The sequence below is a fragment of the Enterococcus sp. DIV1368d genome, assembly GCF_050542975.1.
In the GTDB taxonomy this organism is placed as follows: domain Bacteria; phylum Bacillota; class Bacilli; order Lactobacillales; family Enterococcaceae; genus Enterococcus_D; species Enterococcus_D casseliflavus.
In genome coordinates this window covers 66,595-81,974 of sequence record NZ_CP172939.1, presented here as the reverse complement: position 1 = coordinate 81,974, position 15,380 = coordinate 66,595, and the positions used below count along the sequence as shown (strand labels likewise).

The 15,380-nt window shown below is 44.9% G+C and carries 14 protein-coding genes; 3 read left to right on the top strand and 11 right to left on the bottom strand.

Features of this window, described 5'->3' with window-relative positions; translation table 11 throughout:
* Nucleotides 1–126: 126 nt before the first annotated feature.
* Nucleotides 127–1,086, bottom strand: a complete 960-nt coding sequence (locus IGJ44_RS00370) for a helix-turn-helix domain-containing protein (protein ID WP_167822588.1) — start codon at nt 1,084–1,086, stop codon at nt 127–129.
* Between the two features lie 95 nt (nt 1,087–1,181).
* Here IGJ44_RS00370 and IGJ44_RS00365 point away from each other — a divergent pair, with 95 nt between their 5' ends.
* The 3 genes from IGJ44_RS00365 to IGJ44_RS00355 are packed head-to-tail and all read left to right on the top strand — an operon-like array spanning nt 1,182 to nt 3,289.
* Complete coding sequence (locus IGJ44_RS00365) at nt 1,182–2,123, top strand: ABC transporter ATP-binding protein (RefSeq protein WP_081117629.1); 942 nt, start codon at nt 1,182–1,184, stop codon at nt 2,121–2,123.
* The gene (locus tag IGJ44_RS00360) at nt 2,120–2,872 is read left to right on the top strand and encodes an ABC transporter permease (protein WP_008376673.1); all 753 of its coding nucleotides are present in this window, start codon (nt 2,120–2,122) and stop codon (nt 2,870–2,872) included. Before IGJ44_RS00365 ends, IGJ44_RS00360 begins: the two co-directional genes overlap by 4 nt.
* Nucleotides 2,873–2,932: 60 nt before the next feature.
* Nucleotides 2,933–3,289 carry an MmcQ/YjbR family DNA-binding protein gene (locus tag IGJ44_RS00355; protein WP_074535583.1) on the top strand — a complete coding sequence of 119 codons (357 nt, stop codon included), beginning with the start codon at nt 2,933–2,935 and terminating at the stop codon, nt 3,287–3,289.
* 106 nt (nt 3,290–3,395) lie between these two features.
* Here IGJ44_RS00355 and IGJ44_RS00350 read toward each other — a convergent pair whose 3' ends face one another.
* From IGJ44_RS00350 to IGJ44_RS00305, 10 genes are all read right to left on the bottom strand, one after another.
* The gene (locus IGJ44_RS00350; protein WP_005226517.1) at nt 3,396–4,838 is read right to left on the bottom strand and encodes a glycoside hydrolase family 1 protein; all 1,443 of its coding nucleotides are present in this window, start codon (nt 4,836–4,838) and stop codon (nt 3,396–3,398) included.
* Between the two features lie 381 nt (nt 4,839–5,219).
* A complete protein-coding gene (locus IGJ44_RS00345; RefSeq protein ID WP_074535582.1) occupies nt 5,220–6,527 on the bottom strand; it encodes a PTS sugar transporter subunit IIC in 1,308 nt (435 codons plus the stop codon).
* Nucleotides 6,528–6,853: 326 nt separating this feature from the next.
* Nucleotides 6,854–8,167, bottom strand: coding sequence for a PTS sugar transporter subunit IIC (locus IGJ44_RS00340; RefSeq protein ID WP_430606013.1), 1,314 nt, complete (start codon nt 8,165–8,167; stop codon nt 6,854–6,856).
* A gap of 7 nt (nt 8,168–8,174) precedes the next feature.
* Nucleotides 8,175–9,455: a DUF4038 domain-containing protein gene (locus IGJ44_RS00335; protein ID WP_074535580.1), complete on the bottom strand. Its 1,281-nt coding sequence runs from the start codon at nt 9,453–9,455 to the stop codon at nt 8,175–8,177.
* 46 nt (nt 9,456–9,501) lie between these two features.
* On the bottom strand, nt 9,502–10,359 hold the full coding sequence (locus tag IGJ44_RS00330; RefSeq protein ID WP_005226509.1) for an alpha/beta hydrolase: 858 nt from the start codon (nt 10,357–10,359) through the stop codon (nt 9,502–9,504).
* Nucleotides 10,360–10,371: 12 nt separating this feature from the next.
* Nucleotides 10,372–11,820, bottom strand: a complete 1,449-nt coding sequence (locus IGJ44_RS00325; RefSeq protein ID WP_074535579.1) for an FGGY-family carbohydrate kinase — start codon at nt 11,818–11,820, stop codon at nt 10,372–10,374.
* A 1-nt stretch (nt 11,821) separates the two neighbouring features.
* Nucleotides 11,822–12,763 carry a transketolase family protein gene (locus IGJ44_RS00320; protein ID WP_074535578.1) on the bottom strand — a complete coding sequence of 314 codons (942 nt, stop codon included), beginning with the start codon at nt 12,761–12,763 and terminating at the stop codon, nt 11,822–11,824.
* A complete protein-coding gene (locus tag IGJ44_RS00315) occupies nt 12,750–13,586 on the bottom strand; it encodes a transketolase (protein ID WP_005231740.1) in 837 nt (278 codons plus the stop codon). The genes IGJ44_RS00320 and IGJ44_RS00315 overlap by 14 nt, the downstream gene beginning before the upstream one ends.
* The gene (locus IGJ44_RS00310) at nt 13,577–14,995 is read right to left on the bottom strand and encodes an L-fucose/L-arabinose isomerase family protein (RefSeq protein WP_074535577.1); all 1,419 of its coding nucleotides are present in this window, start codon (nt 14,993–14,995) and stop codon (nt 13,577–13,579) included. The genes IGJ44_RS00315 and IGJ44_RS00310 overlap by 10 nt, the downstream gene beginning before the upstream one ends.
* Before the next feature lie 31 nt (nt 14,996–15,026).
* Entirely contained in the window at nt 15,027–15,314 is a 288-nt protein-coding gene (locus IGJ44_RS00305) for a hypothetical protein (RefSeq protein WP_005226498.1), read from the bottom strand.
* Nucleotides 15,315–15,380 lie beyond the last annotated feature (66 nt).

Below are 15,380 nucleotides of genomic sequence, written 5' to 3'. Positions count from 1 at the left end.
ACTTCGAATATACTCCTCTAATCAGTAAAAAAGAAGCAAATTGCTTGCATTTACTGTTTTTTAATCACTTCCTCTCCGATTCTTAAACATAAGGCGCTTTCATCGGCGGAATACAGCTTATTCTAGCTAGTCCCAGCCAAAACGGGTTCCTTCAGAAAGCAATGGATCACTCAATAAAATCCCCGGAAACTCTTCTTTCAATACAGATGTGCTTAATAATTGATACATAGCAAACGTGTTCTTCATGCCTAATCTTTCCAGCTGATCTAACGTTTGCTGCATCAAGTCCGCCGCTTGTGCCTTATTTTGTTTTAATAGATGCGTCCAGCCTTCAAAAAATGGCATAAAGATCGCTTGTTCAATGTGCTCTTTTTCATAAACATGATCTCGCCATAAATGAAAGGTCTTTTCCGCATAATTTGCCTCGTCGAAAACAGCAAAGACAGAAAATACCGTCTCAAACGTGTTGTACAAAATATCTTCATTGCCAGGAATTTTTGCAAAGCGCTGACTCTTTTTGATGGCGATCGTCAAGCAGCGCCAAAGCAAAGCTGGCTCCATCGAAATTGCTACGCGGGCAAACAGCCGCAGCTCATAAACACCCCATGTATCGGTATTCAGCAAGTAATGCTTGGCAGAGTCCAAACAGTAATTGTGTTTCAGGTAAGCCTCCTCGATGGGCACCCCTTTAAAAAGCTCCTCTTTCATCAAGTAGTCAAAACGGATCAGTTGTAAGAAGTGGTCCAGCTCCAAGGAGTAATGCTGTTGAAAGTACGTGGTCAGCTTTTGATATTTCTTTTTTAATTTAGGTACTTCATCAATGGATTCGATCCCCATCGAACGGACATAGTCAACCATTAGCTTTTGAGCCTCCGAATGATGCTCCCCCGTATGTAGCAGCTGAAATTCGGCAAAACTAACTTCTAGTTTATCTAGCAAACGATGAAATCGTTCGCAGGAAATCGTCGTTTTGCCATTTTCAAATTGCGATAACAAAGACATCGACAATTGTTCATCCACTAATTCCTTCAACAGCAAGCCTTTGCTTTTGCGAAGCTCTTTCACTGTCGCACCATAATTGTTCATTTTTTCACCTTCTTTTTCAATATATTGAAATAAGCAGTTGCTTTTCCCAAAGAGCCTTTATAGTTGAATTATCTTATAGAAACGAGGGAAAAGCTATGGATACTCATATAAAAAAGAAAATGCTTCACGTGAAACATTTACAAAAAAGCTTCAAAGACAAAACAGTTTTGAAAGAGGTCACTTTTGACGTCACTCCTGGCGAAGTATTTGTCTTACTAGGATCAAACGGCGCTGGAAAAACCACTTTAGTCAAAATTTTGTCCACTATCCTACCTTTTGACCAAGGAACCGCGCGGATCGATGGGATCGACTTGACCAAAGATCCAGCAGCGATTCGCGAAAAAATCAGTCTGACAGGGCAATTTTCCGCCGTCGATCAAGAACTGACCGGACGAGAAAACTTGCTGATGATTGCTGCCTTGCGCCATGTCAAAAACAAACAGTTTATCGTCCAACATTTGTTAGAGCGTTTTGATTTGGTGGATGCCAGCAACCGACTAGTCAAAAATTATTCTGGTGGCATGCGACGACGCTTAGACATCGCCATGAGTTTTATCGGCGAACCTGACCTGCTCTTTTTGGATGAACCAACGACCGGGTTAGACCCGCAAAACCGCTTAGCCACATGGCACATGATCAAAGAGATCGCCGCTCAAGGACGAACGATTTTCCTGACGACTCAATACCTCGAAGAAGCTGAATTTTTAGCAGACCAAGTCGCCATCTTGCATGAAGGGAAAATCATCTTGCAAGGAACACCAACGGAAGTCAAAGCACTGCATCCTTCACAAACGATGGAAATCAGCGTATTGACGAAAGAACACTTGCAGACCGTGCGACAGCATCTGTCTGATTTTCCGCTGCAAGTCAATGAGTCCAGTCTCTCTCTGGCATTTCCCGTCAGTCAAGACTTCCAGCATTCCTTCACGCTGTTGCAGGAACTCAATCAACTACCGATCACCATCACCAGTTTTAATCAAAAGAATGCTTCGTTAGAAGATATTTTTCTAACACTTGTCCAAGGAGGAAACCAATGAAAGCAATTATAGAAACCAACACCTTATTCAAACGCAACCTCTTGCTATCGATTCGCAGTATGGAGACTTTGCTAAGTGGGATTTTGACCCCAGCGATTTTAATGATCCTCTTCGTCTATGTTTTCGGGGGAGCCATGAACGTCGGCGATACCTCTTATGTCGATTTTGTCGTTCCTGGTGTTCTCGTCCAATGTATCGCCCAAAGCGCCTCCTCCGTTGGGGTAACGGTGACGGAAGATTTGAAATCCGGCATGGTGGAACGGTTGATGACCTTGAACATCTCTAACTCAGCCTTTTTAAACGGGCATGTCTTCGCCGCGACCCTTCGGAGCTTGATCAGCACCTTGGTCGTGTTGATCGTTGCCATGGTCATCGGTTTTCGCCCCCAAGCCACAGTTGCTGGCTGGGGACTCGCTTTCCTATTGATCTTTTGCTTCACCTTCGCCTTTACTTGGGTCTCCGTTCTGGTTGGTCTCATCGCCAAAAGCCCCGAGACAGCGACCTTGTTTACTGTCTTGATCACCCTTTTGCCCTACTTAAGCTCTGGTTTCGTCCCTACGGAAACCATGCCGCGTCCGTTAGCCATTTTTGCTGAATACCAACCAATGTCGCCGATCATCCATTCTTTGCGCGGGCTTTTGTTAAACTTAAAAGATACCACCTTGATCAGTGCCTTTAGCTGGTGCGGCGGTATCGTAGTGGTGAGCTGGTTCTTGGCACGAATGCTTTATCAGAAACGGTTACGCTAGGTAAAAGGAATCAGTGGTATAATATAAGTAGTTTTCTATTATAAAAAGGCAGGGATACCCATGGATCTTAAAAATCGGCTGATCGCCTTCGCTCAGACCTTCAATGATGTTCAGGTCGACCATCCATTTGCAAAGTTTCCCGAGTACCAAGTCTTGCGGCACCGTAAAAGCGGTAAATGGTTTGGCTTGCTGATGACTGTAGAAAAGCAAAAATTAGGCTTGGAAGGAACGGAAATGATCGAAATTTTAGATGTCAAAGTAGCGCCCGAAATGGTTTCGATCATCAATCAAAGTCGCGGCTATTTACCCGCTTATCACATGAATAAAAACCATTGGCTCACCGCATTACTAGATGGCTCTGTATCAGAAAAACAACTCCAATCTTTGTTACGAGACAGCTATGAACGTACCCGTTAAAACCAAATATCAAAAAAACCGATCAACGATGCGCCTGTATAGGAGCACCGTTGATCGGTTTTCTTTTATAACGGATCCTGTGTCATCCGTGAGTCTAACGAAACACTTAGGCCAACTCTTCTCCGTTTGTTGCAATGACTTGTTTGTACCAATCGAAGGATTTTTTCTTGGAACGATCCATCGTGCCGTTGCCTTCGTCATCAAAGTCAACATAAATAAAGCCATAGCGTTTGCTCATTTCGCCTGTTGAAGCACTGACAAGGTCGATACAGCCCCATGGCGTGTAACCGATCAAGTCTACGCCATCAGCGATCGCTTCCCCCATTGCTTCAATGTGGCGGCGCAAGTAATCGATACGATAGTCATCTTCGATCTTACCTTCTTCGTTAAAGGTATCAATGGCTCCTAAGCCGTTTTCCACGATAAACAACGGTTTTTGATAACGATCATACAATTCATTCAACGCGATGCGCAGCCCTTCTGGGTCGATTTGCCAGCCCCATTCACTTGCTTCTAAGAATGGATTGCGGACGCCGCCCAACAAGTTTCCTTGCACTTCATCGGCTTCTTCTGTGGTGATATCCACGGCAGAAGACATGTAATAGCTGAAGCCAACATAGTCAACAGTATGTTCAGCGATCAAGGCTAAGTCTTCTTCAGTAATCTCAAGATCCTCTTTATTGACGCCGTGTTCTTTGTACAAACGATCCGTAAAGGATGGGTATTTTCCACGTACTTGCACGTCGGCACAGTAGTAGTTGAAGGCTTGATTATGAATCATCGTCGCCACTTGGTTGACTGGGTTCGCATCAATGCTGTAAGTCGTTGCATAAATGATCATACAACCGATCTGTAACTCTGGGTTTAATTCATGGCCGATTTTGACTGCTTTACTGCTGGCAACAAATTGGTTGTGCCACGCTTGGATCACGTTTGTAAAGTCGCTGGCACCCGTGCTGTTGACCATTCCTTGACTCAATGCGGAGAAATGGAACGCAGAGTTGATCTCATTGAAGGTCATCCAGTATTTGACTTTACTGTGGAAACGTTCCAAGACGACTTTTGCAAAACGTTCATAGAAATCGATCAATGCTCGATTTTTCCAGCCACCATATTCTTTGGCTAAATGCAAGGGCATTTCATAGTGGGAGATCGTAACCACTGGCTCGATCCCGTATTTCAAACATTCATCGATCAGCGCATCGTAAAATGCTAGCCCAGCTTCGTTTGGTGTCGTTTCATCGCCTTTTGGAAAAATACGTGTCCATGCGATGGAAAAACGATAGCTCTTGAAGCCCATTTCTGCAAACAACGCAATGTCTTCTTTGAAACGGTCATAATGGTCGATCCCGCGATGATTTGGGTAGGTGTATTTGTCCTCATCGATCGTCCAATCAAACGTATCACTGCCTAAAATCGCTAAACGCTGTTTGCCGCCAGGCATTGCATCCGCCACTGACAAGCCTTTGCCATCGCGATCGAACGCCCCTTCTAATTGATTCGCTGCGGTCGCGCCGCCCCATAAGAAATTTTCTGGAAATTTTGCCATTTGCTCGTTCTCCTTTTGTTTTCTTTTGATAAACCTACCTAGCTGATTACTGAAAAATCCCCGATAAAAAACAAAAAACCTAAATAAGAGCCGCTGCTAAAACGAGAAGAGCGCTTTCTTATTTAGGTCTTGCCTGATCGAGTCAGTAACAATCCACGTGGGTTTTCTTTCTTTAACTATAGCACTAACTCGTTGGCTTGTCATCATAAAATCGGTTTCTTTTAACCAGCGATCTTTTGAAAAAAGGGGAAATTTAACCAGTAAACCCTGTCAAATTAGCTTCTTTTAAAGAGTTTTTTATGAGTAGCCATTAAACAATTTCCTAACAATTACTGTTGACCCTTTCTATACGTTTAAGCAACTCCCTTTGATCTTCAACCATCAAGAAATCACTCGATCCATGCTTTGTTCTGCTGCTTTTTCTTGCGTTTCTTGCGCCAATTCTTGTTCGGCATTTTTCTTATCCAAAATGCGGACAAATGGGTAATAGATCAAGGCACACAAAGGAATCATCAGTAACTGAGCTACCCCGAGTTTCCAACTTCCTTGCAGAATACCTGAGAGAACGATCGGGGCACCAAAAGGCACTTGCATCCCGATAGGAATTGGTAAAATATTCGTGATGGTTAAGATATAGCCAATCACCACGCAAACAACTGGGCTTAAAATGTAGGGAATCGCCAGAATCGGGTTCATTACGATCGGTAATCCGAAGATCAGCGGTTCATGAATCCCGAAAAGTGCTCCTGGTGCTCCCAGCTTCCCGATAATTTTGAATTGTTTACTCTTTGATAAAAAGAGTAAAACTACTACTAGACCAAGCATGGCGGAAAAATTAGCATAAATACTCCAAAAAGAACCAGTCACTAAGTTAGGCATCGGTTCTCCTGCTTGATAAGCAGCCAAATTCTCAAGATCCAGAGCAGTCATTATTGGACGAATAACCGCTAATACAACGATTGCTCCGTGAATCCCAAAGACCCACAACAACTGCATGATCAATAAGGCGATACAAATCGACCAAATCGAACCTCCAAGACTTTGCAGTGGAATTTGTAGAATCGTGTATACAAATTGATGGAAACTACCGAATTCCGTCATCTTCCACAAACCGGCTGTTATCGTAAATAAGACTGCTACTAACACTGCTGGAACCAGTCCCGAAAATGTTTTGGCAATCGTTGGTGGTACACCCTCCGGCATCGTGATAACCAAGTTTTTATCGACAAAAAACACATACAAACGGGCAGTTAAGACACCCACGATCATCGCCGCAAACAACCCTCTAGCCCCCAGCCAGTCAAAGGTCAAGGCATTGATTACAAGCTCTCCATCATCAAAAACACTGATTGGTGTTAAGACTAAAAAGGAGAACAAGGAAACAAAACCAGGGATCAAGCCTTCTTTTCCATACAAGCCTGCCAATTTGTAAGCGATGGAAAAAGCGGCATAAATAGCCAATGCATTTGTCGTAAATTGAGCCGGTAAGGCGATAATATCGCGAAACGGGGCAATCATTGATTGATAAACCCCGATTTGCATAGAAGACAACAGTGTACTGAATGCGCCGATGATCATGATTGGCAGTAGGGTCATCAATCCAATTGAGATTGCTTGCATATACTTATTTTGCTGAATCTTACTTGCGTAGTACTGGCCTTTTTCGGTGAACTTCTCTGCGAAAGTCATATAATACACTCCTTTTTAATCTGTGTCCGAGAAACAAAACGTCTTGATAGCAATTGTGGGGGAGCAGCTTGTATCTTTTTTAAAAAGACCCATACTGAGTAAAATCAAAAATCAGAAAATCTATTTGTGTCACATTTGCATTAGGATCATCGGCGTTTCCCCGAACCATTCGATTACTAAGTAGATCAATCAGAGCCTATCTGCTTTCGGGAATGGCCGATCATTGACTGGATTCACCGTCTTAAGAAATCAAGTGTGCAAAAATTCACCTTGTCCCTTGTTGAAGAAGAACAAGGGCCTGCCTTTTACGCATTGTTCCCCTGAAGTCAGACGGTTTCTCCAGCTGGATCGATACTTTCAGTTTGAACCTCTGCTTGCGCTGCTTCTGCTTCTGTTTTTAATTTTCCTTTATCTAATATTTTGACAAAAGGAATGTACAGCAAGCAGCCTGCCAAAACGCAAACGACTTGTAAAACTGCGACCTGCCAGCCTCCAGCTAGAAACCCATTTAGAAAAATCGGTGTGCCAAAGGGAACTTGTACGCCACTAAGTCGTGGGACGATCCCACTCCAGATCGCTAGGTATGCTACAAGCACTTGAACCAATGGTGTTAATATGAACGGAATCGCCATGATTGGATTCAAAATCAGCGGTAAGCCAAAAATCACCGGCTCATTAATGGTGAACAATCCAGGAACGGCACTCAGGTTAGCGACTGTCCGTGATTGTTTTGATTTCGCCAACAGCAAAATAACGATAATCAATGACAATGTTCCTCCAGCCCCACCAATACCAGCAAACAAATCATAAAACGACTTGCTCAAAATATTCGGCAGTTCGGAACGCGCAACACCGCTAGCTAAAGCATCCATATTTTCCACATCCATTGGTAAGTACAAAGCGGTGACAAAGCTACCCACCACCAACGAACCATGGATACCGAAGAACCATAGCACCATTTGGATCAGTACAATAAATAACAACGAACCTACACTAGAAGACAAGCTTTGCAGCGGCATTGCCAAGATTCGATAGATGAAATCTGAGAATGAGCCATAAGAAGTAAAACTGAATGCCCAGCTAATGACAATCGCGGTAAACCCAGAAATAATTGCTGGAATCAAACCGGCGAAGGTATCCGTCACAAATTGCGGCACGCCTGCTGGCATTTTGATGGCGATATTTTTTTCTAAAATAAAGCAGTACAAACGAGCAAAGACTAAGCCACAGATCATAGCGGTAAACAAGCCTTGAGCGCCGAGTTTGCTCATGTCGAGGGTCGTTGTTTCCGCTAAGGTAACCATTGGCGTCATCATCAAAAAGGCAAACAGTGAAACGATGCCGGCAGGAACCGCCGATTGCTTAAATTCTGTCGCTAAACGGTGACCGACCAGAAAGGAAGCGTACACTGAGATAACCCCGACGGTCATACTGTAACCGACGGAAAAATAGCTGCCAATATTGATCGAATTGATAAAGTCTGTCCATCCTTGAATCGGCAAAACTGCTAACAATAAGGCGATCGAACCAATAATGTTGATCGGCAGCGTCGCCATCAACCCGTTTGAAATTGCCTTTAAATACCGATTGTTGGAGATTTTATCTGCAAATACTAACACCTTATCCATATACTTATCCATTTTCTTTTCACTCCTTTATTTGGATGACAAACAATACATCTTCATGACAATTGTGGGGATGGAAAACAGTGATACCATCGGTAACTGTCAGTTTTGGTTTCAAGAAACGATTGGTATTCAAATCGATCAATGTGACGGTCGCTGTAGAAAGATCTCCTTGCAGGCGAACTGTTGTATTGCTTGGCAAGTAAAGCAAGGCATCATTCGATCCTGCGATGGCTGCCATACGAATCTGTTCATCTGCATCGATCAAGCGCTCTTGGCAAGGCACAAGCTCCTGAATATTTAATAATTCGAATAATTGCTTGATAAAGCCATAGTCATCTGCCCCAGGAAAAGATAAAGCTTCTGGCCAAATCATCGGACGATCAAACGCTTCCCCGATTTCTTCCGCAAAGGTTGCCGTCGGGGTTTGCCAACTCCAGATGCCGTGGGCACCGTACGTGATCCCAGCCGCGCCGCCGGCTAACAGTGATTGCCATGCCGCTTTGCGGACATCCTTTTGACCAAATCGGCCGTATACGTGACGGGCATAGCCCATTTGTTCATAGCAAGGTTCTGAGTTGATGATCGGCAGCTGCGGTTGTCTTTGATAAAAACGCTCTGCCAAATAATAAGGCATATTCAAAAAGGCGCTGTTATGACCTGATTGGTATAAAAATAAGTCCAACTGTTCGACGATAGGTTCAGGGATTTCTTCAAAACGTCCCTTGATATGAATCGTTTTCAGGGTATTGGGCGAATGCTTTTCAAAGAAAGCAAAGGCTTCTAGATACGTATCGATGGTTGGCTGTGTCGGGAAATCCGTATCGCCACCAATAAAGTAGATCGGATGGAAGGCATCAAAAGTCGCAATCACTTTTTGATAGTAGGCCTGGCGGCAATCCTCCGGCAACACGTTGCGTTCTTTGTCCAACTGGCTAGCCCACGTGCCGGCGACATAGTTTGACCACAAGACGACCAACGCTAAAGTAAAGCCTTTCTCATCGGCAATTTTACAAAGACGCTGAGCCCGTTCGAAATAGGCATCCTCCCAAACAGTAAAATCAAAGACGCCCGCATCAAGAGGAAACGGCAAGCAGTCAAATTGACCACGGCTGCGATCCCATTGCGGTAACACATTGATTTGAAGGGTATTGAAGCCCTGCTCTTTGCGTTTGTCTAAGTAAGTGATCCAGTCATTTTCTTGAATACTAGTAAAGGCACTCCAACAAGTGTCAGCTAAATAAAAGAAATGCTGGCCGTCTCGCAATAAGGTGCGTTTATTTTGGCTTACGGTGATTTTCACGGTGGTGCTCTCCTTTCATCGGCACAAGTTGTGCACTGGCGGTTTTTTAATCAATATAACTGCTGAGCCAGCCTTCGCACAGCTCAAACCATTTGGCGACATGGGTATTGAGGTGACTTGGCTTGCGTGCCGTTGTTCGATCCGCTAATGCCAGTCCGTGTTCGCCTTTTTCAAAAATATGCAGTTCAAATGGAATCTCTGCTTCTCTTAATTTGACCGCCAGCTTCAACGAGTGTGCCACATCAACTAAGACGTCTTCCGTCGTATGCCAGAGAAACATCGGAGGTGTCCACTGATCGACATGATGCAAAATGTTCATGGATTGAATGGCTTCTTCCGTCGGTTGTTTACTCCCAAAAAAGCGTTCGTTGGCAGTTAAAGGTGCTTCGATCAGACTAGCGGCAAAGCCTAGCTCATCGATTGGGAAGGCGTGCTCTTGATAAACCAATGGGTAGCCGGCGATCGCCAGATTCACTTTCAGTAAGTCACTGCTAACGCCCAACGCTTCTGCCAGCTCAGCATCGTGCCAGCGCGTCGCTAACTGCAACGCTAGATGTCCGCCTGCTGAAAAACCGCAAACGATGATTTGCTCCTCATCCACCAACCATTCTTGGGCATGCGCACGAATGATTTTGACGGTTTGGGCGGCTTCCATCAAAGCATTATGGGGAACGTTTTTCACTTGGTCACCGGTGGTGTACCATAAAACAACGCTATTTAGCCCGATACTATTGAATTTCAAGGCAATGACTTCCGCCTCTCGATCACTGGTAAATGCGTAGCCGCCGCCTGGACAGACGATCACTAGCGGTCGTTTCTTGCCGACATTGTACTCTTTGGATTGGTGCAATAAATAGGTATCCACGTAAGCCGTTTGATTCAATTGGATTCGTTGGGTCTCCATATAGTTCCTCCTTTATCCTTCACTAAAAGCAGCTGACTTCTCAATGAACCGTTTCCATTTTTCATATTTCAAACGGATCACGGCCTGTTCGGCTTGCGGAACGATCGTGGTTTGCTGAATAGCTGGTTCATTCATGGTTGGATTGGCAACAAGCATCGTGCCGATGGCTGAAAATTCTTCGACTTCGCTGACGATGACGGGTTTATTGATCAAAGTCGCCAATAAGCTCATCAAGGCGCGGTTTTTCGAAACACCGCCATCGATCATTACCTGATTGATCAGTCGTTCAGCGACTTCTTCCATCACATCGATCACTGCTTTGATTTGAAAAATGATGCTTTCTAAAACGGCTTTCAACAGCTCATGAGTCGTCGTCGTGCGTTTCATGCCGACAAAGCTGGCAGTCATCGTATTATCCCAAAAAGGGGCACCCATTCCTTGCAATGCTGGGATAAAATAGATGTCTTCTTGACTGTCATTGGTCAGCACTTCTTGACAGATCTCAGCTACATCTGGTAGCGGAGCCACTTGCTCACTGAACCAGTTGATGGCGTCACCACAGGAACGGATGATGCCTTCTAGCGCAAACGCTGTTTCCTGGCTAGTTTGCCAGCCGACCGTCGTCAAAATGCGGCGATCTCGCAACGTCTGCTCCTGCTGCACTTGCATCATGATCGAACAACCGGTACCCATCGTGATTTTTACATCCCCAAGGCTTTGACAACCTTCCCCGAATAATGCCGCTTGTGAATCGGCTAAGATTCCTTTGATAGGGATTCCGTGATAGTTACCGAAAACCGTATCAGCAGGTTTGATCGCTGGCAAGTCTGCTAAATGGATGCCAAAAAGTTTGACGAGTTCTGCATCCCAACGGTCCTCTTCAATATTGTAAAACAATGTTCGGCAAGCGTTGCTGGCTTCTGTCGCAAATACCTTCCCTTGCGTTAAATTCCACAACAGCCAGCTGTCCATCGTACCGATCGCCAACTCGCCAGTTCCCGACTTTTCCTTGATAGCCGATAATTCTTGTGCCAGCCATTTCACTTTGGTGCCAGAAAAATACGGGTCTAAGCGTAAACCGGTCTTTTGATTGATCGTCCTTTCCCAGCCTTGTGCCGTCAATTCTTCACAAATCGCGGCGCTGCGGTTGCATTGCCACACGATCGCATTGTACAAGGGATTACCAGTCAATCGGTCCCATGCAACGATCGTTTCTCGCTGATTGGTCAAGGACAAGGAAACGATTTGACCTGCAGTGATCGCTTGTTCTTGAAACACTTGTGCCAGCAATTCTTGGACATTTTGCCAAATCTCGAGGGGATCATGTTCGACCCACCCGACTTTTGGATAAATTTGGCGGTGTTTTTTATCGTAACGCTGCAGGATTTTCCCTTCTTGAAACAGTAAGAGCTTGGTACCGGATGTACTCTGATCTAAAACCAGCTGATAGGTCTTGTCCATCTTAAGCTCCTAGAAACGCAACCGCTGTTTTCGCTATGGAGGCACCGTCTAATCCATAATGGGCAAACAGTTCTGACGAAGAACCAGTAATCAAGGCTTCATCCGGAAAAGCAATGATTTTTTGTCGAATGTCCGTTTCTTCTGTCAGTGTTTCCGCCACGGCAGCTCCTAAGCCGTTGTATCGGCTATGTTCTTCCACAGTGATCACGGTGCCTGTTTCTTTCGCCACTCGTTTGACCGTTTCTGAATCAAAGGGCTTCAAGGAATGAACATTTAAAACGGCAGCAGTGATACCTTGTTTTTCCAATAGCTCAGCAGCATCCAACGCTTGGCGCACGGTTTCGCCGGTGGCGATCAATGCGACATCTTGGCCGCTTCTCAGCTCAATGGCTTTGCCGATCTCAAAAGGATAATCTGCAGAATCATAACAATCTTCAACAGGATTGCGACCGAGACGGATATAGGCTGGTTCATTTGATGCCGCTAAGGCTTTAAACATTTGGATCGTTTCAAAGCGATCTGCTGGCAACAGCACTTGCAAATTAGGGATCGCTCGTGCCACTGCGATGTCTTGCAAGGAATGATGACTCATGCCTAATGCCCCATAGCTGACACCGCCGCTGATGCCTACGAGTTTGACATTTTTATTCGAATACGCGACATCGACTTTGATCTGCTCGATACTGCGCATGCTGAGAAAACAAGCTGGAGAGGCAACGAAAGGGCGTTTGCCCATATGGGCTAAGCCAGCCGCAATACTGACGATGTTTTGCTCTGCGATCCCTACTTCCACCAATTGTGTCGGTAATTCCTTGGCAAAAGGTGCTAACGAAGCGGAACCACGAGAATCACTGGTCAACACCGTGATCGCAGGATTCTTTTTTCCTTCTTCAATCAATACGTCGCACATTGCTTGGCGATTGGCAATATTATTTTTTCCCATGAGTCAAAACCTCCATTTGCTGATCAAGTTCGGCAATGGCTTGTGCAAGCTCTTCTGCCGTTGGCACTTTATGATGCCATTGCGCTTGATTTTCGGCTGCAGAATAGCCTTTGCCTTTGATGGTTTTAGCAATGATCAGCTTCGGTTGATTGGGCTGATGCGGTTTTTCTAATGCAGCCACCAAGGCAGCCATATCATTGCCATCAACGATATGCACATCCCAACCAAAGGCACGCCATTTTTCATCTAGCGGCTCCACTGCCATCACATCTTCCGAGGCTCCAGTGATCTGCAAGCCGTTGCGATCAATGATGGCGGTCAAATTGTCCAGCTGGTAGTTGGCAGCCGCCATGGCTCCTTCCCATACCGAGCCTTCTGCTAATTCGCCATCTCCTAACAACGTATAGGTTTGATACGTGCGGTGATCCAGTTTGCCTGCCAAAGCGATCCCTACTGCGACGGGTAAGCCGTGACCTAGCGAACCAGTATTCATCTCAACACCAGCTACTTTATTGTTTGGATGACCGATCAGTCTTGAACCAAATTGCGAAAAGGTGGCTAATTCTTCTTTCGGCAAAAAACCTTTGTCCGCTAAAACGGCCCATAATACTTCTGCAGCATGTCCTTTACTTTGGATATACTGGTCACGATCTTGCTTTTGAGGATCTTTCGCATCGACATTCATTATCCGATAATACAAGGCCACTAAAATATCGGTACAAGAAAGATCCGAACCAGTATGACCCGTTTTTGCTTGATAGATCAGCTCTAACACGGATTTTCGAATCGTTAAAGCCTTCATCTCTAGCTCGTTTATTTCCATGATTGATCCCCTCTCAAGTATGCTTTGACGTCTTCTTCGATTGGATCATAAAAATCTGGCTGCACACCGATGTATTTGCACGCTTCGTACAAGATCGGCACCACATTTTTTCTGACCGCCGCAACGTGATGAATATAAGGGCCCTCAACGAGTTTGAATTCCAAGCGATTCAAATTCGCAAATTCCAGATAGAGATAGGTTCCTTGATTGTATGGTCCATCGATCCCTTTACCAGTACCCATCAGCAGTGAGTACTCGCCGTTGTCCCCATCAAAGCGACACAGCGTATACTCGTCTTTGATTGCCCGAAAAGCGACTGATCCTGGATAGTCAAAAACAAAATGTCGTTGCGGCAAGATCGGTTTGGTCTCTGCGGTGGAATAAGCAAAAACTCCTAAGTGCTGCAGCAATTCGCCATTCTCATTTTCTGGATGGCGGCAGTTGACATCCGCAAAGATCGCACGGTGTTCCCCCAACGAAGCGGCTTCGACCAACAGTTCCGAGATCGCCCCATGGACATCCGTCTCACAGACAAAAGGTAAGCCTTCTTCTTGTAACAGCGACAAGGAGGCATACGGTAAAATACCGATTTCGTCTTGTAAGGCCGTCCAACACTGGATGACCCCTGCATTGCAGCCGTAGCTTTCACATAAGTTTTGCAAGGCCACTTTAAGGGCTGCCACCATCTCCAAATCTTTCGCCGAAATTTGGACTTCCGTATTGGTTTCGAAATAATCAATGACTGCTTGCAATCTATCTGGCTGTTGTTCTTTGACTTTCTTGATTTCTTGCACCACTTCTTGGATCGGTACTGGTGATAGCGAGATATTGAAACGCTCCAATAGTTCGCCTTCGTTGCAGATCACGGTCCAAAAATCAAAGGGGCGTGGGCCTACTTGCAAGATTCGTGTTTGTTTGAAGGTCTTGACGACATTGCAGACTTTGATAAAGTCTTGCAAGCCGCGGGTAAATTCTGGTGAATCAATATCAGAATTTTTGACATAGGTGAAAGGTACCTTGAAACGGCGCAAGACTTTCCCGATAGCGAAAAGACCGCATTGCGTATCCCGCAAACGTGAACCGTCGGCGGCTGGCGTCTCATCTTTAGGTCCCCACAGTAAGACGGGGACATCTAGTTTTTTGGCTAAACGAGCACAGGCATATTCCGTACCAAAGTTTTCATTGGCTAGAAAAAGACCGTCGATCTTTGCTGCTTTGAATTTTTCGGCGATTTTTTCAACCCCTTCATCATCGTATAGCAAGCCGTCTTCGTTGATATCTAAAATATCTACATAATCAATGGCCAGTTCGTCCATTTTTTGTCGTGTCAGATTGGCGTACTCAATGGCTGCTTCTGCACTAAACAAATTTCTTCTAGTCGGGGCGAACCCGATGGTTACTTTATCCATAAAACCACCCTTTGCGTTTTAGTATATTTAGCTAAATTTTTATTTCTTCGACGATTCGTGCTACATTTTTGCTCAGAAATTCCTCATCCGTCAGTAAAACGATTTTTTTATCAGGAAAGGCTGCTGCGACTTTCGCTTGATTGAAGCGGGTTTGAGGAGCTAAAATCAAAAAATCATAGTCATTCCCCACCATAAATATTTCTGAAAAAGGCGCGGAATTGACTTGGTAATGCTGATCATCCGCTAGTTGTTCTTTGATCGCTTTGACGAGCAGTGCGCTGGAGAGCCCAGTGGCACAAAAGAGACCGATCTGTGTCATCTATTCACTTCCTCAAAATGTAATCCCTTACTTTTTACACCTTAAATATAGCACAAGCTAAATATT